This window comes from Yersinia sp. 1652 StPb PI, from assembly GCF_041538345.1.
GTDB lineage: Bacteria > Pseudomonadota > Gammaproteobacteria > Enterobacterales > Enterobacteriaceae > Yersinia > Yersinia enterocolitica_E.
In genome coordinates, this window is sequence record NZ_JAULSM010000001.1 from 3099319 (window position 1) to 3122929 (window position 23611).

The window sequence follows — 23611 nt, forward strand, 5'->3', positions numbered from 1 at the left end:
AAAAGCATCTCTATTCCCGGAAAATGCACAATCGCAGATGCACCCTCAAACGGCTGGGTGATATCACTCGGGGTGGCGGAAACCTCATGCGGGTCGGGATCACCGGCCCCAATAGCAAGAGTAATAAACCCAGAGAAAAAATCGCTAATTCGAACAGAACAGGCGGGGATGCCAACAGGGATTTGGCACTTAGCTCACAAGGGGTGGGAGCCTCATCAGCATCGGCAGCAACCTGTGATGATGATGTCTGAAGGAGGTTTTTTTCCAACGCGTGCAGGCTGGCGATGCGTTGTGTCATACAAACTAATATGACCAGGCAAGCCAGGCAGAGGAACCACTTTGCCGCGCGCTGTTGTTTAACCATTATTGGTGTTTAACCATTATCCGTATTTAATCCTGACCCGTATAATTCATCAGTAAAATTGATAAATTAGTCTCATTCAAGACCGAGCGCCCATCTTAGCGGCATAATCAAGATTATCAATGTCTGAACTTAAACAATCACTCAAAGTGACATTTAATTACAAACGTAGTTAACAAAAAAACATAATCTGACGGTATGGGTCGCCCACATTTGCGCGTATCATATTGGTAGCCTGCATCTATTGCCGGGTACTTTATGAATTTCCACAGTATCGCCTCCACAGCGAAGGACCGGTTATATGCAACCTTTGAACGGCCCAAGTGTGCCGATTGCCAATGATCGCAATGTCGCACCGACCAAAATACCTCATCAGGGCCAAGTGGAAGATCAGGCACTTACCCCTGCGCAACGCACTACGCTGGAGAAGTTAATTGTGCGGATCATGGCCCTTAGCCCAATCAAATCTGCCGAGATCTGGGCCGGTCTGCGTCATGATTTATCCTTGGGTAGCACTAGCGACTTACTGGCACGCCACTTCCAGCCCGCTGAGCAATTGCTGCAAATCCGTCTGGCGCAGGCACAGGAAAATCATGCCAATCACCAGTTGCGCCAACAACTGACCGAACTGCTGCCTCAAGGCAATAACCGGCAGGCTGTCAGTGATTTTATCCGCCAGCACTTTGGTCATACTGTATTAAGTCAGTTAAGCCATTCGGAGTTACAACAAGTTCTGGTGCTGCTGCAATCTGGTACACTGAATATTCCACAGCCACAACTGGCAACAATAACTGATCGGCCGTTACTGCCTGCGGAGCATCAGAATATTCAATCGCTAGTAGCAAAACTTAGTGCCGCAACCGGCGAGCAACCGGCCAAAATATGGCAGGCATTGTTTGATATGGTGGGGGTGAAAAGTAATGATCCGTTACCTGCGCGCCATTTCCAGATACTCAGCCAGTTTTTACAGACCAAAGTGGCACTCAGCCAGCAAACAGCACCTACATTGGTTAACTTGCAAACCGCGTTGAAACAGCCCGCTGATGCGCAGGAACAACAATTATTAATTGATTACAGCCAGAGTCGCTTCCAGGCAAGTCCCACCACGCCTCTGACGCAAGCGCAGTTGAACGACATTATCAATGTCCTGTTTACCGCCAGATTGGATCGGGCCAATGCAGCCCAACGTTTAGCAGAAGACCAAAAAATTCTGCAACCAGTGATTAACCCGCTAATTGCCGCCTTACCCCAATCATTACAGCCATTGTTGCAAAAACCGTCACTGGCATTTGTAGCGCTGATTATAGTGATGGTCTTTTTGTTGGCTATCTTCTTCTAATGACAGATGTCGGCTCAGGTTATTTCCCGCTGAGCCGCGCCTGTGACTACCATAATAACCACCAGCCAACCAGAGCACTCCACAACAAAAATGGCAGTGAGTAAGCATGGAATTTTAACCAAATGGCCGGCTCTGCCGCCATTCTCAGCGCAATTAAATTAGCCATAGAACCCAACGCAAAACCAAAACCACCAATATTGACCGCATAAGCCACCAGCGCGCTGGAAGGCAGATAATTAAGCAGCAATATTGTGGCGGGGACATTACTGATCAATTGCGATAGGCCAATAGCCAAAATATAGGCGGCAGCCGTAGACAATGTTTTGATTTCACCGAACAGCGATTGTAAAGCAGGTAATTCCGTCAGTAGGCGCACGTCAATAAACATCGCCATAAAGACCACAATCAAGCTCCAGTCAATGGCCAGTAACACCCGCCGCGCCAATAGCAATAAACCGGCAAAAACGATAAGTAGCCCATAGCCTGCCCAGCCCAAATCCACGCAGATAATAAAAATCACATACAGCGCCAAACAACTCAGCAACAGGCGGAACTGGTAAGGATAAATCGGGCTTGAGGCCTGTTTCTTTATTTTACGCGCCGGAAAACGCCACCATGTTACCGCTAATAATGTCAGCAGAATAATGGCTGCTAAAGGTGCCATTTGGCGGGTAAAACCGATAAAGGAGAGTTCGGAACGGCTCCATAACAGAATATTTTGTGGATTGCCGATCGGTGTTAATAGCGACCCGGCATTGACTGCCAGCGCCGAGAAAATGATCAGACGAGAAACCGGCAGAGACGATATTTTTTTCAACGTCAAAATCAGTGGAATGATGATAAATAGCGCCACATCATTGGTTAGAAAGGATGACAACAGCGCCGCGGCTAAGACTAAAAACAGCGCCAAATGCCGCTCGGTGTGAAGTGTATTAATAATCTTCCGACCAATAAAATCGAAGTAACCGCTGACCTCAACCCCTTTAGTCAGTAGCATTAATCCCAATAAAGTAACAATGGTGGTCCAGTCAATAAACTGTGGAAAGGCGACAATTTGGGCCGGCATTAAGACGGTTAACCCTATCCCCAAAATCAATAGAATATGTAATAGACGATCTTCCAGAAAAGGTCTGAATAGTGTTTTTACTGCTCGCTGAGTCGTGGCAAATAATGTCATCAGAAAATCTACAAATGGCCTGGGGCTGACAAAGAGAGATTACGTTAGCGTAGCCTATCATTTTATGCCAGCCCCTATTATCTACTGGCTGCCGCACCCTGCGGCGAGGTAGTGTGCACTTAACTTTGCGTGTTGTGTTTTATCGCTTTTCTGAAATCATCCATTGAACAGAACCCGTTGGCATCAATCGGACAGCCCTTAATTTCCAGCGTGACACGTTTTGGTGGTGCCTGAAGGGTCAGCGGCGTCTTATTACGAATTTGCTCAGTCGACAGATAGATATATTCGATCTTCATCATATCTTTATTCTGTTTCGTATCTTTCCAACGCTCAAATACCACTTTGCCGCTGATTGGCGTTTTCTCATATTGGTCTGGCAATTGGTACTCTTTAGTCTTAAGGGCTGCCAACAATGATGCAATATTGGAGTCATGCCCAACCAATACCGCCAATTTAGCTTTCTGCGCCGCTAATTCATTAGGCGTTTTCTCACCGATGGGATCAAGAGCAGCACTGATAAAACCGACTAACTTCTCAGCCGCATTATCCGCAATGGCAGGAGAACCAAATAACGTCTCATGGTAGAGATTTTTGATATCGATTAATTTACGCCACTCTTCCGCTGACTGAATCCGTCCCCAGGCCACATCTTTAATCGGAAAACCCTCGTAATATTGCAGCATAAACGCATCTGATGCACCAGTACCTAACTTTAACGGGCCGGTAATGCCTGGCTCTTTATTTTGTACCAATACAATATTGGTTGGCTGGGTACTCCAGTCACATTTCTTATCCGTTAAACAGGCGGGTGATTTTTTATAATCCAATACGCGGGAAAGTAAGTCGTAATTAGGCTGTAAACGTTTATTCAGCCCTTCGACCCCACCCGGCCCGGCGTGTTGATTAATCGATGCCAAGGCTTTTTCTTTAAATTCTGGTGTGACATCTAGCGTGATGATCGGATTAAAAACCGGATCCATTTTGCCGATATCTTTTTGGTGCGCCACTGGCACATTACAACCAGGGAAAGCGCCGAATAAGAAATGCTGCGCGGTACCAATGGTCCTTGGCAAGCTGTTAGCATAAGTAAATACGGTGGTATCTGCCGGGCATCCTGCCGCTTTCAGTAATTTGGCATTAACCAGCCACTCGCGGAAATACCCCCCCATCATCGCCTCAAGCTCTGCCCCTTTCGGTGTCAGATACCCCCCTGGGGTGGTCCATTGTGGCCATTTATCGGGTGTCGCACTGGAAAGCATATCGCCATAATTAACTAAAGGTGCGCGTATACCATGCCGGCTCATCACCAACACTTGTTCAAGTTTATAGTTGTCACTTTTATCCTGTGCTACAACATGGGTTGACGCTGGCAAGAGTAGCGCTAATAGTGTCAGGGTATATGCCGTCTTTATTTTTATCATCCTAATCTCCGTCATCCTGTTGATGGTAATAGTGTAAAAATAGATAGAAGAATAAATAGATTTTTCTATTGCTACAGATTTGTTACAACAAACATGATAGACAGAGATAACAGCTATAGCCGGAGTCTTGTCACAGTTCCGCTAATTGCTTCGTTACAACGTATCCGGGTGTTTCCGCATCGTTAAACTCTTATCCATACTCAGTGCTGATGTTTGCATAGGAATAAACTAATGAAAATTTTGGGTCTTATTGGCGGAATGAGTTGGGAGTCAACCATCCCTTATTACCGGATGATTAACCAGCAGGTTAAAGAACAACTTGGCGGTTTACACAGTGCCAAAATCATTCTCTACAGTGTCGACTTCCATGAGATTGAACAACTTCAGGCCAAGGGTGACTGGGAAACCGCAGCACAGTTGCTGTCTGATGCCGCCGTTTCATTAAAAAAGGCCGGGGCTGACGTCATCGTGGTATGCACCAATACTATGCACAAAGTGGCTGATGACATTGAAGCGGCCAGCGGATTACCGTTATTGCATATCGCCGATGCCACTGCCGCACAAATTAAGCAGCAAGGGATCAATAAAATTGGCTTATTGGGTACCCGCTACACCATGGAACAAGATTTTTATCGGGGACGATTGACGCAAAAACACGGTATTGAGGTGATTACCCCCGATAGTATCGATCGCGAGATTGTTAACCGTATTATTTATGAAGAGCTGTGTCTGGGCGTTATCAGTGAAACTTCCCGTCAGGAATATCGCCGCATTATGGGCAAATTAGAGCAGCAAGGCGTGCAAGGGATTATCTTTGGTTGCACTGAAATAACATTGTTGGTTAACGCACAAGACGCGAGCGTGCCGGTATTTGATACCACCGCAATACATGCCTGTGCGGCCGCAGAATATGCACTGAAATACTAATAGTGATTATGCCCCATGTCCCAATGGCAGCAGAGCTTAACACCGCTTACTCCGGCCTCCCTTGCAAGGCTCAGCAATAGGCCGGGTAATAAAGGCTGCTACATCAATGCGCCATTACGTTCGAAGAATATCAACCGCTAATAATATTCCGGCCCGCCGCTTTTGAGTTATAGAGCATTTTATCTGCGCGAATTAATAGTTGTTCCTGTGCTTCATTTTGCCCCAGCTCCACCACACCTAAACTCATTGTCACATTGATACTCCCTTCCACGGGCATGGTTTCGATACGTTGCCTGATTTTCTCGGCGATACATTTAGCCTCATTTAATTGCGTGTTAGGTAACACAATCATAAACTCATCGCCGCCCCAACGGCCTAAAACATCAATTTCCCTAATATTATTCCTAATTACATCAACAATATGCGTCAAGGTTAGGTCCCCAACAGAATGGCCATACTTATCATTAATAGATTTAAAATTGTCTAAATCCAACGAAAGCAATGACAACGGCTGGCAAAATCGTTTTGCGCGGTTATATTCGTGCTTGAGTACTTTTTCCAGCAAATAACGGTTGGCCGCAGAGGTTAATACATCTGTTTCAGATAGACTTTTTTTGATATCGAGTTGCTGTTGTAAGCGGAAATTAGTTTCGCGTAATTCAACGGTTCGCTCTTCGACTAACGCTTCCAGAGATTTATTCTTTAACTCTAACTTTTCCAGACGATGCTTTTTGTCATGGATATTACGGTGAGCGCCGATCATCCTCGATACTGAACCATCACTATTACGCTCAATCACCTTGCCGCGATCTTCAATCCACACATAGTCGCCATCATGAGTCCGGCAACGGTATTCAATCTGGTATCTCTCGGCCTGATTATTAATATAGGCATCAAACTGAAACATCACTCGGTCAAAATCATCTGGATGGATGATTTTCTCCCAAGTATGGACTGTATTTTCAAATGCATCGGCGGGATAGCCCAGCATTTCATACCAGCCAGTATTACGATAAACAAATCCATTGTTGGCATTCCAATCCCAGATACCATCACTTATCACTTCCAGAATTTCATGAACAACGCGCTCGTTTAAATCGGCAATCTTAACCTTCTGATCACTTGGATTATGGCTCATTGAACTACCCTGCTGTGTTGGTAAATTAAAAGACAAAAAATAAAATTGTTTAATTATTGTTCTAATATTGTAATTAACGTTTTTGAGCAGGCAAGGATTTTTTAACTTCAAATTTGGCTTTAAAGGAATAAAAAACATTAAAAATAGCTAAAATTAGGGCTAACGCATTAATATTCAATCACCTACATTTTACAATGTTATTCACCTTGGTTATTGAGTATAAGATATTTTTATGAATAGTCAGTGATCAACTAGTCTTCTTTGATACAAAAAGATGAAATTACTAAAAAAGGTTAATCACCTGATGATTATAGTATTTTTCCGTAGAAGTGTTTATTTATAGCGAATAAAAAGGCCCGCGATTGCTCGCGGGCCTTAATGACTCAGTATCAATGAGCAGAAATATCTGCGATTGACCTTATTTCTGGTATTTACGCATGACCAGAGTGGCGTTAGTACCACCAAAACCAAAGCTGTTAGACATAACAGTAGTCAGTTCGCGTTGAGTTGGCTCAGTGATGATATTCATCCCTGCTGCTTTCTCATCCAGATTTTCAATATTGATGCTTGGTGCGATAAAGCCGTGCTCTACCATCAACAGGCTGAAGATAGCTTCATGCACACCCGCCGCACCCAGAGAGTGACCGGTCATGGCTTTTGTTGAGGAAATAGCTGGCGTGTTATCACCAAACACCTCACGAATCGCGCCCAGCTCTTTCACATCACCGACCGGTGTAGAAGTGCCATGTACGTTCATGTAGTCAATTGGTGTATCAACACCTGCCATTGCCATCTGCATGCAACGCACAGCACCTTCACCTGATGGTGCAACCATATCTGCACCATCAGAGGTTGCGCCGTAGCCAACAATCTCAGCGTAGATGTGAGCACCACGCGCCAGAGCATGCTCAAGTTCTTCAACCACCACCATACCGCCACCACCGGCGATTACGAAGCCATCACGGTCTTGATCATAAGTACGAGAGGCTTTAGCCGGGGTTTCATTGTATTTGGTCGACAACGCACCCATGGCATCGAACTCGCAGGCCATTTCCCAGCACAGTTCTTCACCACCACCCGCAAACACGACATCCTGCTTGCCCAGTTGGATTAACTCCAAAGCATGGCCAATACAGTGCGCAGACGTCGCACAGGCAGAGCTGATTGAGTAGTTAACACCTTTGATTTTAAAGGGGGTTGCCAGGCACGCGGACACACCAGATGCCATGGCTTTGGTCACCATATAAGGACCAACACCTTTCAAACCGCGCGGGGTACGCATTGCATCAGAACCGGCAACCTGATTACGGGGTGAACCACCACCGGAACCCACCACCAGTCCACTGCGGAAATTAGATACCTGATCGTCTGACAGGCCAGAGTCTGCTATCGCTTCTTCCATCGCAAGAAAAGCATAAATTGAGGCGTCGCTCATAAAACGCAGCACTTTGCGATCAATGAGGTCTTTAGGCTCAGATGCCAGCTTTACATCGCCCCATACGTGGCTGCGCATACCTGCGTCTTTAAATTCCTGAGCGAAAGTAATGCCAGAGCGGCCTTCCTGCAAAGATGCCAGAACTTCCTGCTGGTTATTACCAATGCTGGAGACAATACCCAAGCCAGTAATTACTGCACGCTTCATTCAATACCTCTTCCACTTATTTTACATTCGGGATTTTGCAACGCACTTTAGCGTACAGTTGTACGCCGAACAAGTCCGATCAGCGTAATATACCCAGATAATTTTACGATTTGCACGCGGCCGGTCACATAGTTAGAATCGCCCTACCCCTTGAGATACGAGTCTTTCAACGTGAGCCACCCCCCAATCCAAACCGCGACATTAAGCTGGAATGAACAGGGTACACCTGTATCGGAACAGTTTGATGACATCTATTTTTCCAATGAAGATGGCCTGGAAGAGACTCACTACGTTTTTCTTAAGGGGAATGGCTTCCCTGAGCGTTTCATTCAACACCCGCGGGATAACTGCATTTTTGCCGAAACGGGCTTCGGAACTGGCTTAAATTTTCTGACATTATGGCGCGATTTTGCTCAGTTCAAACAGCAACACGCCAGTGCAAAACTCCAGCGATTACACTATATCAGCTTCGAAAAATACCCACTACAGGTGGCAGATTTAGCTGCCGCCCATGACCACTGGCCAGAACTGGCATTTTTTGCCGAACAATTGCGCGCGCAATGGCCGTTACCTCTTGCTGGCTGCCATCGTATTCTGCTAGCGCAGGGGAGTATCACTCTGGATCTGTGGTTTGGTGATGTCAATACCTTGCTGCCCCAGTTGGATGCCAGCCTGAATAATCAAGTAGATGCCTGGTTTCTTGATGGCTTTGCCCCGGCGAAAAACCCCGATATGTGGAATGATATGCTGTTCAATGCCATGGCGCGGATGGCAAGGCCGGGGGGCACTTTTGCCACATTTACTGCCGCCGGATTTGTTCGCCGTGGTTTGCAACAAGCAGGTTTTGACGTAGCTAAAGTGAAAGGTTTTGGGCAAAAACGTGAAATGCTCACGGGCAGATTGCCACAAAGCATCGGGTCAGCCTCAGCGCCTTGGTACCATCGGCCAGCGGCGGTCCGTTGTGATGATATCGCGATCATTGGCGGCGGTATCGTCAGTGCATTGACAGCATTAGCCTTATTGCGCCGTGGGGCCAAGGTCACGCTCTATTGCGCCGATGCACAACCGGCGCAAGGTGCATCAGGTAACCGGCAAGGTGCGCTCTATCCCCTGCTAAACGGCAAAGATGATGCACTGGAAAACTTTTTCACCAGCGCATTTACCTTTGCCCGCCGCCAATATGACCAATTGTTAGCACAAGGCATTCATTTTGATCATCAATGGTGCGGTGTCAGCCAATTGGCATTTGATGAAAAAAGCCGTGGCAAGATTGATAAAATGCTGCAAATAAGCTGGCCGGTATCATTCGCCGAAGCCATGAGCCGTGAACAGCTCAGTGCGCTCGCTGGGCTGGATTGCGCCCACGATGGTATACATTATCCCGCCGGAGGCTGGTTATGCCCATCAGACCTCACCACAGCGCTGCTGCTGCTGGCCCAACAAAAAGGCATGGCTTGCCACTATCAGCATGAACTGAGCCAGTTAGAGCATGTTGACGGGCAATGGCAGCTCAGCTTCCAGCAACTCAGTGCCCACCCCACCGATAGCCAACAACACGATAGCCAACAACCACTGGCGGCGAAACAACATGCTACAGTGGTGCTGGCCACCGGCCACCGCTTAGCTGAGTGGCAACAAACCCAGCATCTGCCGCTGTCAGCCGTGCGCGGGCAGGTCTCGCACATTCCCACGACCTCAGTACTCAGTCAGTTGCAGCAAGTGCTGTGCTATGACGGCTATCTGACGCCAGTGAACCCGGCTAACCAGCATCACTGTATTGGTGCCAGTTATCAGCGCGGCGATATTGCCACTGATTTTCGTGCCGATGAACAGCAAGAGAACCGGGACCGCCTGTTACGCTGTCTGCCACAAGTAAATTGGCCGCATCAGGTTGATATCAGTGATAATCAAGCGCGCTGCGGGGTGCGGTGCGCTATTCGTGATCACTTACCGATGGTGGGCGCGGTACCGGATTATGCTGCAACACTGGCACAATATCAGGATCTGCCACGCAAAATTCAGCGTGGTGATGAGATAGCGCCAGCGCCGGTATGGCCGGAATTATTCATGGTGGGGGCATTGGGGTCACGGGGGTTGTGCAGTGCGCCATTGGTGGCAGAAATTTTGGCCGCACAAATGTTCGGGGAACCGCAGCCATTAGATGCGCCGACGCTGGCGGCACTCAATCCCAATCGATTTTGGATTCGAAAATTGCTGAAAGGCAGGCCGGTACAACAGCGCGTTGCGAGGTTATCTTAGCGGGCAGCTCGCGGGGTGACTTGCAGCGACGTCAAAGTCATTGGAGTCGCTGAGGTGAGGCCAAATCACGAACATCGCTAACCTCCCCGCGACTCCAGCAATGAACGCTATTTAATAGCTTGCTCAAGTAAACGATCCCACAAGCCCAATACCAAAACCTGATCCGGTGGGGAAAGCTCCCCGGCTTTGATCGCTTTTTCCAGGCTGGTCTGCACGCGGGCATGTAACTGCTCAGCCGTATGTTCACCAAACTCTTCAGATTCTGCCACGGCTAGAGTCAGATGGCCGCGCAGATAACCGCCGGCAAATAAATCATCATCACTGGCGTGCTCTACCATGTCATCAATCTGCGCTAATATGTGCGTTTCGAACTCTGCGATCATCAATTTTCCTCTCTATCCAAAAATAATGGCGTTGCAGCCAGGCTGCAAGCTACACGAGATCTTCCGGGTAAGGGAAAAGCGCGGCTACCAACGGCGGCGTATTGTAAAACGATTGTAGTGCCTGAATAAAGCCTGCAGGTCGTGGGGATATACCGTTTTCTAAATTCCATAGCACTTGTTCGCGTACTTTGCGCTGGAATGTGATGCGATCCGGCTCACAATCACCCTCCAGGTTGTCGCAACTGACGTTGAAAGGGAAACCCGCCGCTACACAGAACATCCATTCCAGTGCCTGTGGCTTGATCTCAACCACTTCAAACTGGCTCTGGGTTAATGCATCACGCCCATCCGGGCAGTACCAATAACCAAAATCGACCAACTTGCGCCGCTCTTCACCGGCAATACACCAATGGGAGATCTCATGCATCCCGCTGGCATAATAACCATGGGCAAAAATCACCCGATGATAGGGAAATTCGTCATCGGCAGGCAGATAAATAGGCTCATCGTCACCTTTTACCAGCCGGGTATTATATTGGTCGCTAAAACAGGCATTAAAAACATCGATTAATTGCTGATAATCATGGGTCATACTTGGGTCCGTAAGAGCGGTATCGTCAGCGACAGTCAGGCTCACTGCTATTTTGATACCTTAAGTTATGCGAAAACGTGTAACCCTAACCAGGAGGAGATCTCAGAACCGTGGCTGTCATACAGCAGCTTGCAGCTCATTACGAATGACACCACGACAATCATTGGGCGGATTAATTTTTGGCCTTTGGTCAACACCATATGTGCACCAAGGCGTGCGCCCAACACCTGCCCTACTAGCATCACCAACCCGATACTCCACACTACTTTGCCGCCGACGATGAAGAAGGTCAGGCCACCCAAGTTGGAGGTAAAATTAAGCACTTTGGCATGAGCGGTGGATTTCGCCAGATTAAATCCGCACAGCGTCACAAAGGCCAGCGCATAGAAAGAACCGGCTCCGGGGCCAAAGAAACCATCATAAAAACCGACACCACCGCCAGCAATCAAGGCAAAGGGTAGTGCGGATAGACGGCGTTGCCGATCAACCTCACCCAGTTTGGGGGTGAGCAGAAAATAAACACCAATCCCTATCACCAGCAATGGCAGAATTTGCCGCAAAATATCGGCCCGCATATGCTGAACCAAAATAGCACCCAGCATTGAGCCGACCAGCGTTAGAGCAATGGTTAGCTTTTGCTCTTTTAAATTCACCGCCCCACGGCGGATAAAATAGAGGCTGGCGGATAATGACCCGCCGACCGATTGCAATTTATTGGTCGCCAACGCCTGTGCCGGTGGTAATCCAACCGCCAGTAATGCCGGCACGGTGAGCAAGCCTCCGCCACCCGCAATGGAATCAATAAAACCCGCCAATAAGGCGACGACAAACAGTATCCCTAAAACCTCAGGGCCCAGCGTAAACCAATCCATGATTTATTCCGCAGCAAAATGGTTATCCAACAAAGCCTGACATGAAGGCGGCAATGGTGGGGGTAAGGTTTTACCCGGTTTAGCACTCGGTTGATGGGGCTGGAACCAGCTTTCCAGTTCTGCACCACAACCATCCCCCGCAGGAGGCGTGTCTTGATCCAAACACTCCAGGCTATCTGCCGGGCAGCGCAATCTTACATGCATATGTGCACGATGGCCGAACCACGGGCGCACTTTATGCAACCAATTACGATCCGTTCCGGCATCCAGACACAGTTGCTTTTTAATCGCCGGATTGACGAAAATACGCGTCACTTCGTTATCGTTCGCCGCCAACTTGATAAGACTCTCGACCTGAGGTTGCCAGAGTGCGGGGACGACCCGTTTGCCGTCGGCTGCCACCAAATCAACAGGTTGCGGTTTCAGCAATTGCTGTTGGCTCCAGCGCTGTACTGGCAGTTGTAGCCAGATATCCACATCCAAACCAGACTGGTGACTGGCATGCCCGCTACTAAAGCGCCCACCGGCGGGCATTGCCATATCGCCAATCAATACCGTCCCCAAGCGATGTTGCTCAGCCTGCGCACTCAGACGGTGGATAAAGTTCAGTAAATCAGGATGACCGAAATAACGGCGCTGATCCGGGCGCATCACCTGATAATCTGCCGATTGGAGCGGCAAAGGCATTGCACCGATAACGCAGCCGTTGGCAAAACCACCAATCGACTGTGGAGAACCTGCAACCGGGTTGGCTATCTGTTGCCATGGCGTCGCCGCCATGACCGGGGCTATAGCGGTGAGTGCTACGGTAGCGGCAAGTGCCACTGCAGCCACAATCCATTTGTTCATTGTGCCTACCAGCGCGGAACGTCGGAAACCACATCACCGCACTGTGCACGCTGGCGCAGCAAGTGATCCATTAACACAATAGCCATCATGGCCTCAGCAATAGGGACGGCGCGAATACCGACACAAGGGTCATGGCGACCACGGGTAACCATCTCAACCGCCTCACCCTGCCGGTTAATGGTTTGCCCTGGTACCATAATGCTGGATGTCGGTTTCAAAGCGATATGGGCCACAACCGGTTGCCCGCTGCTGATGCCGCCTAAAATGCCCCCGGCATGATTGCTCTGGAAACCTTGTGGGGTAATCTCATCACGGTTTTCACTACCACGCTTAGTAACAACAGCAAAGCCATCACCGATTTCCACCCCTTTCACCGCATTGATACTCATCAGCGCATGGGCCAAATCTGCATCTAAACGGTCAAATACTGGCTCACCCAAACCAACTGGCACGTGTTCAGCGACCACGGTAATTTTGGCTCCAATAGAGTCACCGGCTTTTTTCAGTTCACGCATCAGCGCATCCAGCGGCTCCAATTTACTGGCGTCTGGACAGAAGAACGGATTTTGTTCAACCAAATCCCAATCAATCAAATCACAACTAATATCACCAATTTGTGCCAGATAGCCACGCACCTGCACCCCGAATTTCTGCGCCAGATACTTTTTAGCAATGGCACCGGCGGCAACACGCATCGCGGTTTCACGGGCTGAAGAGCGGCCTCCTCCCCGATAGTCACGCACACCGTATTTTTGTTCGTAGGTATAGTCAGCATGGCCTGGGCGGAAGACATCTTTAATCGTGCTGTAATCCTGTGACCGCTGGTCAGTATTCTCAATCATCAACCCGATGCTGGTACCGGTGGTTACCCCCTCAAACACGCCAGATAAAATACGCACCTGATCCGGCTCGCGGCGTTGAGTGGTATAGCGTGAGGTACCCGGGCGACGCCGGTCGAGATCCAACTGAATGTCAGCTTCGGTGATTGGAATGCCCGGAGGGACGCCATCAATAATACACCCCAAGGCGATGCCGTGAGATTCACCAAAAGTGGTGACGCGGAAAAACTGCCCAATACTGTTGCCAGCCATCACGGCTCCTTACCATTTAGTCATAAACAATCTGCCAGCATGATATTTATCACACTGACAGACTTTATAAGCAGAGATCGATTAGTCGCGGTACATACTAAAATGCGGAGCGCAGTCAATCAGTTGCTGTTTGGTCAGCATAAATACGCCATCACCGCCGTTGTCGAACTCCAGCCAGGTAAACGGCACATCAGGATACATGTCCATCAAATGCACCATGCTGTTGCCCACTTCGCAAATCAACACGCCATCATCTTGCAAGAAGTCCGGGGCGCAAGCCAGAATACGGCGAGCCAGTTTCAAGCCATCGGTGCCAGCAGCCAACCCAAGTTCAGGCTCGAAGCGGAACTCCTGCGGTAAGTCGGCCATATCTTCGGCATCGACATACGGTGGATTAGTGACAATCAAGTCATATTTGATTGGTGGTAAATCACGGAACAGGTCAGAGCGAATCGGTGTGACCTGATGTTCCATCTCATGCTGTTGAATATTATGCTCAGTTACTGCCAGAACATCATTAGAGATATCGACAGCATCCACTTCAGCGTCTGGGAAGGCATAGGCACAAGCAATAGCAATACAACCACTGCCGGTACACATATCCAGAATATGCTTAGGCTGGTGTCTGATCAGACCATCAAAGCTGTTATTAATCAATTCAGCTATCGGTGAACGTGGCACCAATACACGCTCATCAACATAATATTCCATGCCGCAGAACCAAGCTTTATTGGTCAGATAAGCAACCGGAATTCGCTCGTTAACCCGGCGGATCACCCGTTCGACAATACGGTGCCGCTCGCTCGACGTCAGGCGCGCACTGCGCATATCCTCAGGAATATCTATCGGTAAAAACAGGCTTGGGAAAACCAGTTGTACTGCTTCGTCCCACGGATTATCAGTACCGTGACCATAAAAAATATTGGCCGCATTAAACCGGCTAACTGCCCAGCGCAGCATATCCTGAATGGTGTGCAGCTCATTTACTGCTTCATCGACGAAAATCTTGTCCAAGGTATTCTCCAACAACGGTGCGAAAAATCATTATCTATCCCCCTAGTTTGCCATGAAGCCCGCGACAAATCAGCAGCAATACATCAGTTGAATGATAACCGAATAATGAAAAGCACATTAACATTGAAAATTGTATGGATAACCGCTTGATTGCGAGAACAGCCAACACACCTACACCTTGAAATATGACGGGTATAGACATTTATTTAGACAGATGACGCTCAACAGGTAAACTGGAGGTAATCAAATAAGTACAACGAACTGATGATGAAAAATAAATATCACCTCACGACTGATGATTTACAGCTATTTAAGGAGTCAATAGTTGGGGCGAAGAAGCTGAAACAAGATACGATTGTTCTGCATACACCGCCCAAGTTGGGCAAAAGAATCGCACCGGAAAAATTACTGCAAGAGCAGGTTGATGCCAGTTATTATTTTTCCGATGAATTCCAACCGCAGTTGGATTACGACGGTCCCACCCGCTATGTGCGGCCTGGCGTTGATCATTTTGAAGTTAAAAAGCTGCGGCGCGGTGATTACTCGCCCGATATGTTTTTGGATTTACACGGATTAACCCAGAAACAGGCCAAACAGGAGTTGGGCGCACTGATTGCTGCCTGTAAGCGGGAGCATGTGCATTGTGCCTGCGTGATGCATGGTCACGGCAAACATGTTCTGAAGCAGCAAACCCCTTTGTGGCTGGCGCAACACCCTGATGTGCTGGCATTCCATCAAGCCCCTAAAGATTGGGGTGGGACTGCGGCATTACTGGTCTTAATTGAGTTAGAAGAATAGACGCGAAATGCGGTTTGACAGAAAAACAACGGCGCGACAGAGATGCCGCGCCGATTGAATATTCACTAACACTGTTTTAACCGTGGCAAGCCTTTGCCAACAGTTGTGACGGGCTGACCTGCCAATCAAATGTCCCCTTCCCGGTATCACCATTAAGATCAACACAGGCGATTGCCGAGGTGGCAAACATTGGTGGGCATTGCCCTGGACAAAGCTCAGAAACCAGATACCCGACCAGCGGCAAGTGCGAAATGACCAGCACTGCGGCACAATCTTCTTTTGCCAATGCCTGCAAATAGCAGCAGACAAAAGCGGCATCCCCACCCGGCGTTAATTCTGGCATCACTTCCTGCTCTGCCGGTAGCGTCATCACCTCACGCGCGACATCTAATGTTTGCGCTGCGCGTAGATAAGGGCTAACCAAAATCTGATCGATATCAACAGACTGCTCGCTTAGCCAGCTTGCTATCTGACGTGACTCATCCTGACCACACAGAGTAAGAGGCCGTTGTGCATCACTTGCTGCATCAAGGGCCGCGTCACCGTGACGCATAATGAAAACTTGCATATTGCACCGTTTTTGTTAACAAAATAACGCTATACAGAAACGCTTTGCGTGCTGTACCGCCGAAACCTTTGCCATGGGCAAAGAAACTTCATAACGATAACGCGCCGTCTCTCTATGGCGGCCGGGCATTTTGCCTGAAACTTAAGGTAAAGAAAATGGCTGTTTTTTACACCGAGCATACCGGCAGCCAACCTTGAATGGTTACATAATAACCATATCAACAGCTTAATCTAAACTTTATCACCTGCGCAATAAGTACCTATTAATACATTTTGGCACGAATAGTCACTTAACGTGATTCTGGTTAAGGTAGCGCGGGTTGCCCCCAGTGTACAGCCACCTAATCCCTTAGAATTGCAGGTGGTGATCCTGCTCACACTCTTAAGAATAGGTGTTAGTCGGCCGCCTGTTTAGTGGAAAAATGCGGCCAAGCCCCGTGAGCAATACCCTTTTGCAGACTCAGCGCTCTTCGCCAGGCACCTCATCTGGATTACGTTCCTGCGGGTAAAACGTCTGTTGCTGTTCGGCCATGCTCACCAACAGTTGGCAAGGTTCAAAACGTTCGCCGTATTGTTGTGCTAACAATCTGAGTGTTTTCACGACCTTCTCCGCCCCCAGACTATCCAGATAGCGGAAAGGCCCCCCCAGGAATGGCGGGAAGCCGATGCCAAACACAGCACCAATATCACCATCGCGTGGGTTACGAATTATCGATTCATCCAGACAGCGTGCCGCTTCATTCAACATCATCATGGTACAACGCTGTGCTACCACCGAGGACTCGAGATGGGCTTTCGGCGTCACACCCAGCAAGACATAAACACTGGTATCGACTTGTTTATCCTGCTTTTTCTTCCAGTTAATACCTTTGGTTGCTGCCGGATAGAGATAAAAGCCACGGCCATTTTTACGCCCTTTCCGTCCATCCTTCAAGATGACATCAAATGATGGAGGTGCAGCAAAACGCGGCCCTAGTTGCTCAACCAAAATCGGCATGATTTTGGTACCCACATCAATGCCAACTTCATCCAACAGCGTGATCGGTCCAACCGGGAAGCCGAAATTCACCAACGCTTTGTCAACAGAATCGATAGGTTCACCGTCCAGTACACAACGAGCAGCTTCGTTAATATACGGAGCCAGAATTCGGTTTACATAAAACCCAGCGCAATCAGCCACGACAATAGCTGTTTTACCTTGTTTACGCGCCAAAGCTACTGTGGTTGCGATAGTTTCTTCGCTGGTTTTTGCATGAGGAATCACTTCAACCAGCGGCATTTTATCGACCGGACTAAAGTAGTGCAGGCCGATCACCTGTTCTGGTCGCTGTGCCTGCGCAGCAATTTGGCTTATCGGCAATGAGGAGGTATTGGAGGCAAAAATGGTATGTGCTGCGCCGAAACGTTCGATATCAGCAACCATTTGCTGCTTCAATGATAAATCTTCAAATACAGCTTCAACTACGATATCAACCGAGTCAAAACCACAATAATCTGTGCTGCCGGAAATCAGCATCATCTGGCGCTGCCGTTCAGCCGGGCGCATACGCTTACTGCGAACCCGCTTGCCTAAGGCATCCCAAGTGTATTTTAGCGCCTGATTAATCCCTTGCGGATTAATATCTTTGATACGTACCGGTAAGCCTGCACGAGTGGCCGTTACATTGGCAATTCCGCCACCCATCAGACCGCCACCCAAGACCCCAACACGATGAATAGCACGAGGCTGCGCTGTACCACCGGTCTCCTTTTTCAGTGATGTTGTGGCAAAGAACAAGCTACGCAAAGCAGCTGACTGGGGGGACATGGCCAGATCACCAAAGGCTCTGGCTTCTGCTTCATAACCACTGGGGCCACCGTAGTCCAATCCTTTACGCACCACATCAATAATGCGCTCCGCCGCCGGATAATGGCCCTTGGTCTGCGCCAGCGTTTTTTTACGCACAATCTTAAACAGTAATGCTTTACCCAATGGGCCGCTAAGCAGACGTTCCTGCCAAGGTAAAACTGGCCTGTCGAGCCAACCCGCTTTGGCCCGTTTGACCGCCACATCTAACAAGATATCGTGGGGCACCGCATCGTCCACCAGCCCCATCTTAAGCGCCTGGCGCGCACGGACTTGTCTGCCGGTGAGAATCATATCCAGTGCTTTGCTGACACCAACCAAGCGCGGCAAGCGTTGTGTGCCACCCGATCCGGGCAACAGACCGAGTTGAACCTCTGGCAAACCGAGTACCGTTTTGTCATCTAGCGAACAGATGCGGCTATGGCACGCTAGCGCCAGCTCCAAACCACCGCCCAGGCAAGCACCATGGATAGCAGCCACCACCGGTATGGGGAATGCAGCGATCTGCGCCAGAACAGATTGCCCTTTCTGTGCCAATACACGCGCATCGTGCGCGGTACGACAAGCGGCAATCATGGTGATATCAGCACCAGCAATAAAAGAGTCTGGCTTACCAGAAATAATAACCAGCCCCTGCAATTGTGATAAAGCCTGCGCTTGTTGCAGTATCTCGGCAATTTGCTCTGCAAATTCAGCCTTTAAGGTATTCACTTTGTCACCAATAACATCAATGGTGATCACACCGATATTGTCTGGCCGCACATTGAGGGTAAAGACCGAATCGGTTGGGGTACGGCTATCCCCTGAGGCTGTTTCACTACCGCTGTTAAGTAAATTTTCCTGACGCATTACTCCACCTCCAAAATCATCGCGGCACCCAACCCGCCGGCAGCACATGCCGTCGTTAGCCCTAATCCTCCGCCACGGCGACGCAATTCATTTAATGTTTGGGTAATCATCCGGGCGCCAGTGGCCGCAAAGGGGTGACCGTAGGCAATCGAACCACCCAATACGTTGAATTTGCTCATATCAACTTCACCAATAGCCTGGCTACGACCCAATTTTTCACGCGCGAAAGTATCACTGGCAAACATTTTCAGGTTAGCCAGTGTTTGTGCCGCAAATGCTTCATGCATATCGATAAGGGTCAAATCAGCCAGCGTGATGCCGGCACGGTCCAGCGCCAGTGGCGTGGCATAAGATGGGCCTAGCAGCATATCTTGCCAAACATCGATGGCGGAAAAGGCGAAACTGCGCAGATAACCCAACGGTTGCAAACCTAACTCTTTTGCTTTCGCTTCACTCATCATCATCACGGCTGCGGCACCGTCCGTCAAAGGGGTGCTGTTGGCCGCCGTGACACTGCCGTGTTGGCGATCGAATGCGGGGCGTAACTTGGCATATTGCGCCATAGTGGAGTCTTTGCGGATATTGTTATCTTCGGTAATAGCATCACGGTAAGGCGGGATATAAGCCGTCATCACCTCATCGTGTAATAACCCTTGCTGCCAGGCAATCGCGGCCATTTGGTGCGATCGTAGCGCCAGAGCATCCTGATCTTCACGGCTGATACCATAGGTTTTTGCCATCTGCTCTGCGGTATCCCCCATGCGCAAGCCGGTAGAGTATTCAGCCACTGCCGGGGCAACAGGAAGCAAATCGCGTAACTTTAAGCGGCTGAACAACTTCAGCCGCTGGGAGAGGGTTCGCGCTTTATTAACATCAACCAAGGTTCGCGCCAGTGCTTTACTGACACCAATTGGCAGCACGGAAGAGGAATCGGCACCACCGGCTATCGCTACCGTGACTGAGCCTGCAATAATACTTTCTGCCACATTGGCTACCGCCTGAAAACTGGTGGCACACGCGCGTGAGACACTGTAAGCATCGGTATGCACACTCATGCCGGTACCCAACACGATTTCACGGGCAATATTTGGCGCTTCAGGCATCTGCACCACTTGACCGAATACGAGTTGATCAATTAACTCAGGAGCAACGCCACTTCTGGCCAGCAACTCACTGACCACAATTTTGCCTAAGTCGACGGCCGGTACGCCATGATAAGCAGTTGCTTGCTTGGCAAAAGGGGTCCGCAGACCGCTGACGATTGCAATGCGATCGCCCTGGCGCGTCACTAGCGGTAATGGCTTACTCATAAACGCTCCTGATAAATAGAGTGGCTTTTAGTTAAGCATAACAAATAACAGGTCTGACCTGATCTAATTATTTTTAACCAAAAATTTACATTTGGTAAACCTACAGAACAGGAAAGTGAGAGCAGGAGCAACTTTTAGCGACAAAATCGTGGGAAAGATGAATTGGGGATGGGGAAGAATGATGAATCTAACGCGATAAATTTACAGAGGAAATTAGACAAAAATAAACGCGAAGCAAAAGGCTTCGCGTTAGAGATCGGTTCAACTTACCTGAGTTGCGGTGACTACCGGCATGAATTAACGCAGACCCAGCTGGAAAATCATGGTTTCTGCCTGGCAGGCAAAAGTAAAGTCGATGGTTAAACAAACACCGCCGTCCTTCTCTTCCAATTTATGCTCAATCAAGCAAGGTTCTGACTCAATAGCACGCGCTTTTTCGGTCAGCGATTTCAGCATCGCTTCAGCTTCAGTACGGTTGTCAAACACACAACTGTAAGAGGCCGTGCAATCAGTATTATCCATTATAGTACCAACATCTATACAGCAGCAGGCAGCAGTTTCTTCCGCACTACAGCGATTACTTGTTGATCGAATACTTGCATCTGACATCTTCAATTCTCCTCAACGGACATTTCAAAATAGGTGCAAATTGCCAATTCGTTAGTGCAAATAGCACAAAAAGGCATGGCGCAAAAAAAATATTTTCTCTGTCACTATTTTACTACCGTCGGTCACTTGGCACTAGGACTTACTGTTTATAGGCTTATTAAGTGATAAAGGTCACAGTCAAATTGTATGCTCATTCATTGATAATGTAATAATTGATACTAAATTGTGAGTTTTTTGTTAACTGTGTCTATTTTTTGCAATCAAAACTGAACAAATCCCAAAACATACTTGCAACACTGACACAGGTCGGACCTATACTTCAGCCACTGGTCTGCTTTGTCTGACCGATAACGGACCCTACAATCCCGCATTCTCTTGTTACGGTGTGTAACATTAATTAAAACAATGAGGTTTTGGTCATGAACCAGAAAAACCTGTTTACCCGATCAGCTCTGGCAGCTGCAGTGGCAATCATATCGTCGAACGTTTCTGCGGCTGGCTTCCAGTTGAATGAATATTCAGCCGCTGCATTGGGGCGTTCTTTCTCTGGTGAAGGCGCCGTTGCCGACAACGCATCAGTTGGTAGCCGTAACCCCGCAGCAATGACTTTGTTCGACCGCCCTTCTTTCTCTGGCGGTTTTGTTTATGTTGATCCTGACGTCAACATTAGTGGGACATCACCCATTTCAGGCAGAAGTACCGATGCCAATAACATCGCGCCTTCAGAGTGGATCCCAAATATCCACTTTATTATGCCACTGAATGAGCAATGGGCAATTGGTGCCTCTGGTACCTCAAACTACGGTTTGGCTACTGAATTCAATGACGACTATCCTGCGGGTTCTCTTGGCGGTCAGACTGATCTGAAAACCGCCAACCTGAACCTGAGCACCGCGTATCGCCTGAATGAAAACTTCAGTTTCGGCCTGGGCTTTAATGCAGTGTACGCCGATGCGAAGATTGTACGCCATCTCGGTGAAGTTGGTCCGTTATCGGGTCGCCCTGCTAATACCGAAGTTACCCGTATGGAAGGTAAAGAGTGGGGGTATGGTTGGAATGCGGGCGTGCTGTATGAAGTTGATAAAGAAAACCGTTATAGCTTCACTTACCGTTCAAAAGTGAAAATCGACTTTGATGGTGATTTTAGCAACCAACTGCCACCACCAAGAGGCACTGGCGGTAATACGATCCCGGGTGCTTTAACTCTGAACCTACCAGAAGTCTGGGAAGTGTCTGGCTATAACAAAGTGGCACCACAGTGGGCGATTCACTACAGCATGGCCTACACCAGTTGGAGCCAGTTCCAGGAACTGAAAGCAACCGGCACTAATGGCCAGACACTGTTTGAAAAACATGAAGGCTTCCATGATGCTTACCGCATCGCGCTGGGTACCACTTATTATCACGATGATAATTGGACCTTCCGTACCGGTATTGCCTTCGATGACAGCCCGGTTCCGGCAGATAACCGCACTATCTCAATTCCAGACCAGGACCGTTTCTGGATCAGTGCTGGTACTACCTACGCCTTCAACAAAGATGCCTCAGTGGATGTTGGTATTTCCTATATGCATGGCCAAAGCGTGCATATTACTGAAAAAACACCAGCGGCAGTGGGCGGCACTACTTATCAGTTCGACTCCAAAGGTACGGCACTGCTGTACGGCGTGAACTTTAACTACGCGTTCTAATTAGCGGATACTGGCAATTCCTTTGCCCATAAAAAAGCGCCTTTCGGCGCTTTTTTATTATTCGAATCAGGTATCAGAATCAGTTGGCTGAATCGATACTGTCCAAATCACCCTGAATGGCTTGTGCATTCGAATTGACTTCCGGTTTTAACTGCCCGCCGTTCGCCAGGAAATCATGACGTTGGAAGTAGGCATCGCGCACCATCAGATAAGGATCTGACGAGTTACGCAGCAACCCATCGGAATCCAATAGCTGAGCACGGGTTTCAATCCCTTCAACCATCCATTTACCTGCCGACATCCAGAACGTGAGATAGCTCAACACCGGATAAACGTAATCAGCCGCATTCCCCCCATCCTCACGAATGGTGAAGCTGCCATAGCCCGGTAACACTACATACGGGCCGTAACCAACATTATAATGGCCCAGTGTGCTGCCAAAGCGGTGAGGGACTTGTTTAGCCAGCTTAGGGTTAGCCATACTCGCCACATCTATCAAGCCACCCATGCCCAAAATAGTATTCAGGAAGAAGCGGTTAAAGTGCTTCATGCCATTATACGGGTCACCCACCAAGAAGCTGTTGACCATACTGGCTGGCTCTTCAAGGTTACTCAGGAAGTTACTTGTGCCATTACGTGCGGGTTGTGGCACGTAATCACGCCAAACTACGGCTACCGGGCGCACCACGTAAGGATCAAGAACCTCATAGTTAAAATTGAACATTGCCCGGTTAAAACCTTCCAGCGGATCTGAGCGGCCCTGCTCCATATGATCCGGCGAGCTACTGGCACACCCTACTAATAGCACGGTGGCAAAAGCCAGCCCAGTCAGGCGGTAGTTCATAATTTTCTCCATGAAATTCTGTCCAGCCCCTT

General features: G+C 48.7%; 21 protein-coding genes. 5 read left to right on the forward strand and 16 right to left on the reverse strand.

Annotation, left to right across the window (positions count from 1 at the left end):
• Positions 1 to 10 precede the first annotated feature (10 nt).
• Positions 11 to 364, reverse strand: coding sequence for a copper resistance protein (locus tag Q2T71_RS14140; protein ID WP_372559498.1), 354 nt, complete (start codon positions 362 to 364; stop codon positions 11 to 13).
• A 298-nt stretch (positions 365 to 662) separates the two neighbouring features.
• Here Q2T71_RS14140 and flk point away from each other — a divergent pair, with 298 nt between their 5' ends.
• On the forward strand, positions 663 to 1700 hold the full coding sequence (gene flk / locus Q2T71_RS14145; RefSeq protein ID WP_372559499.1) for a flagella biosynthesis regulator Flk: 1038 nt from the start codon (positions 663 to 665) through the stop codon (positions 1698 to 1700).
• 46 nt (positions 1701 to 1746) lie between these two features.
• Here the strand turns inward: flk and Q2T71_RS14150 are convergent, their stop codons facing one another.
• Together Q2T71_RS14150 and agp are read right to left on the reverse strand one after the other, a co-directional pair.
• On the reverse strand, positions 1747 to 2877 hold the full coding sequence (locus tag Q2T71_RS14150; protein ID WP_372559500.1) for an SLC13 family permease: 1131 nt from the start codon (positions 2875 to 2877) through the stop codon (positions 1747 to 1749).
• A gap of 119 nt (positions 2878 to 2996) precedes the next feature.
• Positions 2997 to 4298 (reverse strand): bifunctional glucose-1-phosphatase/inositol phosphatase, encoded by a 1302-nt coding sequence (gene agp / locus Q2T71_RS14155; protein ID WP_372559501.1) that lies wholly within the window; start codon positions 4296 to 4298, stop codon positions 2997 to 2999.
• Between the two features lie 231 nt (positions 4299 to 4529).
• Here agp and Q2T71_RS14160 point away from each other — a divergent pair, with 231 nt between their 5' ends.
• On the forward strand, positions 4530 to 5225 hold the full coding sequence (locus Q2T71_RS14160) for an aspartate/glutamate racemase family protein (protein WP_372559502.1): 696 nt from the start codon (positions 4530 to 4532) through the stop codon (positions 5223 to 5225).
• Positions 5226 to 5355: 130 nt separating this feature from the next.
• Here the strand turns inward: Q2T71_RS14160 and Q2T71_RS14165 are convergent, their stop codons facing one another.
• The gene (locus Q2T71_RS14165) at positions 5356 to 6363 is read right to left on the reverse strand and encodes a diguanylate cyclase (protein ID WP_372559929.1); all 1008 of its coding nucleotides are present in this window, start codon (positions 6361 to 6363) and stop codon (positions 5356 to 5358) included.
• 418 nt (positions 6364 to 6781) lie between these two features.
• Positions 6782 to 8005, reverse strand: a complete 1224-nt coding sequence (gene fabB / locus Q2T71_RS14170; protein WP_083158217.1) for a beta-ketoacyl-ACP synthase I — start codon at positions 8003 to 8005, stop codon at positions 6782 to 6784.
• A 171-nt stretch (positions 8006 to 8176) separates the two neighbouring features.
• Here fabB and mnmC point away from each other — a divergent pair, with 171 nt between their 5' ends.
• Complete coding sequence (mnmC, locus tag Q2T71_RS14175; RefSeq protein ID WP_372559503.1) at positions 8177 to 10264, forward strand: bifunctional tRNA (5-methylaminomethyl-2-thiouridine)(34)-methyltransferase MnmD/FAD-dependent 5-carboxymethylaminomethyl-2-thiouridine(34) oxidoreductase MnmC; 2088 nt, start codon at positions 8177 to 8179, stop codon at positions 10262 to 10264.
• A 107-nt stretch (positions 10265 to 10371) separates the two neighbouring features.
• Here mnmC and Q2T71_RS14180 read toward each other — a convergent pair whose 3' ends face one another.
• The 6 genes from Q2T71_RS14180 to prmB form a co-directional block, all read right to left on the reverse strand.
• Positions 10372 to 10647 (reverse strand): YfcL family protein, encoded by a 276-nt coding sequence (locus tag Q2T71_RS14180; RefSeq protein ID WP_005183422.1) that lies wholly within the window; start codon positions 10645 to 10647, stop codon positions 10372 to 10374.
• A 49-nt stretch (positions 10648 to 10696) separates the two neighbouring features.
• Positions 10697 to 11239, reverse strand: coding sequence for an elongation factor P hydroxylase (locus Q2T71_RS14185; RefSeq protein WP_372559930.1), 543 nt, complete (start codon positions 11237 to 11239; stop codon positions 10697 to 10699).
• A gap of 65 nt (positions 11240 to 11304) precedes the next feature.
• Complete coding sequence (locus Q2T71_RS14190; protein ID WP_372559504.1) at positions 11305 to 12111, reverse strand: sulfite exporter TauE/SafE family protein; 807 nt, start codon at positions 12109 to 12111, stop codon at positions 11305 to 11307.
• A gap of 3 nt (positions 12112 to 12114) precedes the next feature.
• Positions 12115 to 12960: a penicillin-insensitive murein endopeptidase gene (gene mepA, locus Q2T71_RS14195; protein WP_372559505.1), complete on the reverse strand. Its 846-nt coding sequence runs from the start codon at positions 12958 to 12960 to the stop codon at positions 12115 to 12117.
• A gap of 5 nt (positions 12961 to 12965) precedes the next feature.
• Positions 12966 to 14051 (reverse strand): chorismate synthase, encoded by a 1086-nt coding sequence (aroC, locus tag Q2T71_RS14200; RefSeq protein WP_005183428.1) that lies wholly within the window; start codon positions 14049 to 14051, stop codon positions 12966 to 12968.
• Positions 14052 to 14132: 81 nt separating this feature from the next.
• Positions 14133 to 15065, reverse strand: coding sequence for a 50S ribosomal protein L3 N(5)-glutamine methyltransferase (prmB, locus tag Q2T71_RS14205; protein ID WP_372559506.1), 933 nt, complete (start codon positions 15063 to 15065; stop codon positions 14133 to 14135).
• 267 nt (positions 15066 to 15332) lie between these two features.
• On the opposite strand from prmB, the gene smrB reads away from it, so the two are divergent.
• Positions 15333 to 15863, forward strand: coding sequence for an endonuclease SmrB (gene smrB, locus Q2T71_RS14210; protein WP_083163530.1), 531 nt, complete (start codon positions 15333 to 15335; stop codon positions 15861 to 15863).
• A 76-nt stretch (positions 15864 to 15939) separates the two neighbouring features.
• On the opposite strand, the gene sixA is transcribed toward smrB, so the two are convergent.
• The 4 genes from sixA to Q2T71_RS14230 all read right to left on the reverse strand — a co-directional run bounded on the left by sixA (position 15940) and on the right by Q2T71_RS14230 (position 21044).
• Entirely contained in the window at positions 15940 to 16431 is a 492-nt protein-coding gene (sixA, locus tag Q2T71_RS14215) for a phosphohistidine phosphatase SixA (protein WP_372559507.1), read from the reverse strand.
• Positions 16432 to 16890: 459 nt separating this feature from the next.
• Complete coding sequence (gene fadJ, locus Q2T71_RS14220; RefSeq protein ID WP_372559508.1) at positions 16891 to 19125, reverse strand: fatty acid oxidation complex subunit alpha FadJ; 2235 nt, start codon at positions 19123 to 19125, stop codon at positions 16891 to 16893.
• Positions 19125 to 20435, reverse strand: coding sequence for an acetyl-CoA C-acyltransferase FadI (fadI, locus tag Q2T71_RS14225; protein WP_083158210.1), 1311 nt, complete (start codon positions 20433 to 20435; stop codon positions 19125 to 19127). Before fadI ends, fadJ begins: the two co-directional genes overlap by 1 nt.
• 297 nt (positions 20436 to 20732) lie before the next feature.
• Positions 20733 to 21044, reverse strand: a complete 312-nt coding sequence (locus Q2T71_RS14230) for a YfcZ/YiiS family protein (RefSeq protein ID WP_372559509.1) — start codon at positions 21042 to 21044, stop codon at positions 20733 to 20735.
• Between the two features lie 419 nt (positions 21045 to 21463).
• Between Q2T71_RS14230 and fadL the strand changes: the two genes are divergently transcribed.
• Positions 21464 to 22735 (forward strand): long-chain fatty acid transporter FadL, encoded by a 1272-nt coding sequence (gene fadL, locus Q2T71_RS14235; protein WP_193784622.1) that lies wholly within the window; start codon positions 21464 to 21466, stop codon positions 22733 to 22735.
• 79 nt (positions 22736 to 22814) lie between these two features.
• Here the strand turns inward: fadL and mlaA are convergent, their stop codons facing one another.
• A complete protein-coding gene (gene mlaA, locus Q2T71_RS14240; RefSeq protein WP_372559510.1) occupies positions 22815 to 23579 on the reverse strand; it encodes a phospholipid-binding lipoprotein MlaA in 765 nt (254 codons plus the stop codon).
• Between the last annotated feature and the right edge of the window lie 32 nt (positions 23580 to 23611).

Bases quoted from the DNA above. Each gene is read 5' to 3' on its own strand.
- Q2T71_RS14140 (WP_372559498.1), bottom strand. From the start codon at position 364: ATGGTTAAACAACAGCGCGCGGCAAAGTGGTTCCTCTGCCTGGCTTGC.
- flk (WP_372559499.1), top strand. From the start codon at position 663: ATGCAACCTTTGAACGGCCCAAGTGTGCCGATTGCCAATGATCGCAAT.
- Q2T71_RS14150 (WP_372559500.1), bottom strand. From the start codon at position 2,877: ATGACATTATTTGCCACGACTCAGCGAGCAGTAAAAACACTATTCAGA.
- agp (WP_372559501.1), bottom strand. From the start codon at position 4,298: ATGATAAAAATAAAGACGGCATATACCCTGACACTATTAGCGCTACTC.
- Q2T71_RS14160 (WP_372559502.1), top strand. From the start codon at position 4,530: ATGAAAATTTTGGGTCTTATTGGCGGAATGAGTTGGGAGTCAACCATC.
- Q2T71_RS14165 (WP_372559929.1), bottom strand. From the start codon at position 6,363: ATGAGCCATAATCCAAGTGATCAGAAGGTTAAGATTGCCGATTTAAAC.
- fabB (WP_083158217.1), bottom strand. From the start codon at position 8,005: ATGAAGCGTGCAGTAATTACTGGCTTGGGTATTGTCTCCAGCATTGGT.
- Q2T71_RS14180 (WP_005183422.1), bottom strand. From the start codon at position 10,647: ATGATCGCAGAGTTCGAAACGCACATATTAGCGCAGATTGATGACATG.
- Q2T71_RS14185 (WP_372559930.1), bottom strand. From the start codon at position 11,239: ATGACCCATGATTATCAGCAATTAATCGATGTTTTTAATGCCTGTTTT.
- Q2T71_RS14190 (WP_372559504.1), bottom strand. From the start codon at position 12,111: ATGGATTGGTTTACGCTGGGCCCTGAGGTTTTAGGGATACTGTTTGTC.
- mepA (WP_372559505.1), bottom strand. From the start codon at position 12,960: ATGAACAAATGGATTGTGGCTGCAGTGGCACTTGCCGCTACCGTAGCA.
- aroC (WP_005183428.1), bottom strand. From the start codon at position 14,051: ATGGCTGGCAACAGTATTGGGCAGTTTTTCCGCGTCACCACTTTTGGT.
- smrB (WP_083163530.1), top strand. From the start codon at position 15,333: ATGAAAAATAAATATCACCTCACGACTGATGATTTACAGCTATTTAAG.
- sixA (WP_372559507.1), bottom strand. From the start codon at position 16,431: ATGCAAGTTTTCATTATGCGTCACGGTGACGCGGCCCTTGATGCAGCA.
- fadJ (WP_372559508.1), bottom strand. From the start codon at position 19,125: ATGCGTCAGGAAAATTTACTTAACAGCGGTAGTGAAACAGCCTCAGGG.
- fadI (WP_083158210.1), bottom strand. From the start codon at position 20,435: ATGAGTAAGCCATTACCGCTAGTGACGCGCCAGGGCGATCGCATTGCA.
- Q2T71_RS14230 (WP_372559509.1), bottom strand. From the start codon at position 21,044: ATGTCAGATGCAAGTATTCGATCAACAAGTAATCGCTGTAGTGCGGAA.
- fadL (WP_193784622.1), top strand. From the start codon at position 21,464: ATGAACCAGAAAAACCTGTTTACCCGATCAGCTCTGGCAGCTGCAGTG.
- mlaA (WP_372559510.1), bottom strand. From the start codon at position 23,579: ATGAACTACCGCCTGACTGGGCTGGCTTTTGCCACCGTGCTATTAGTA.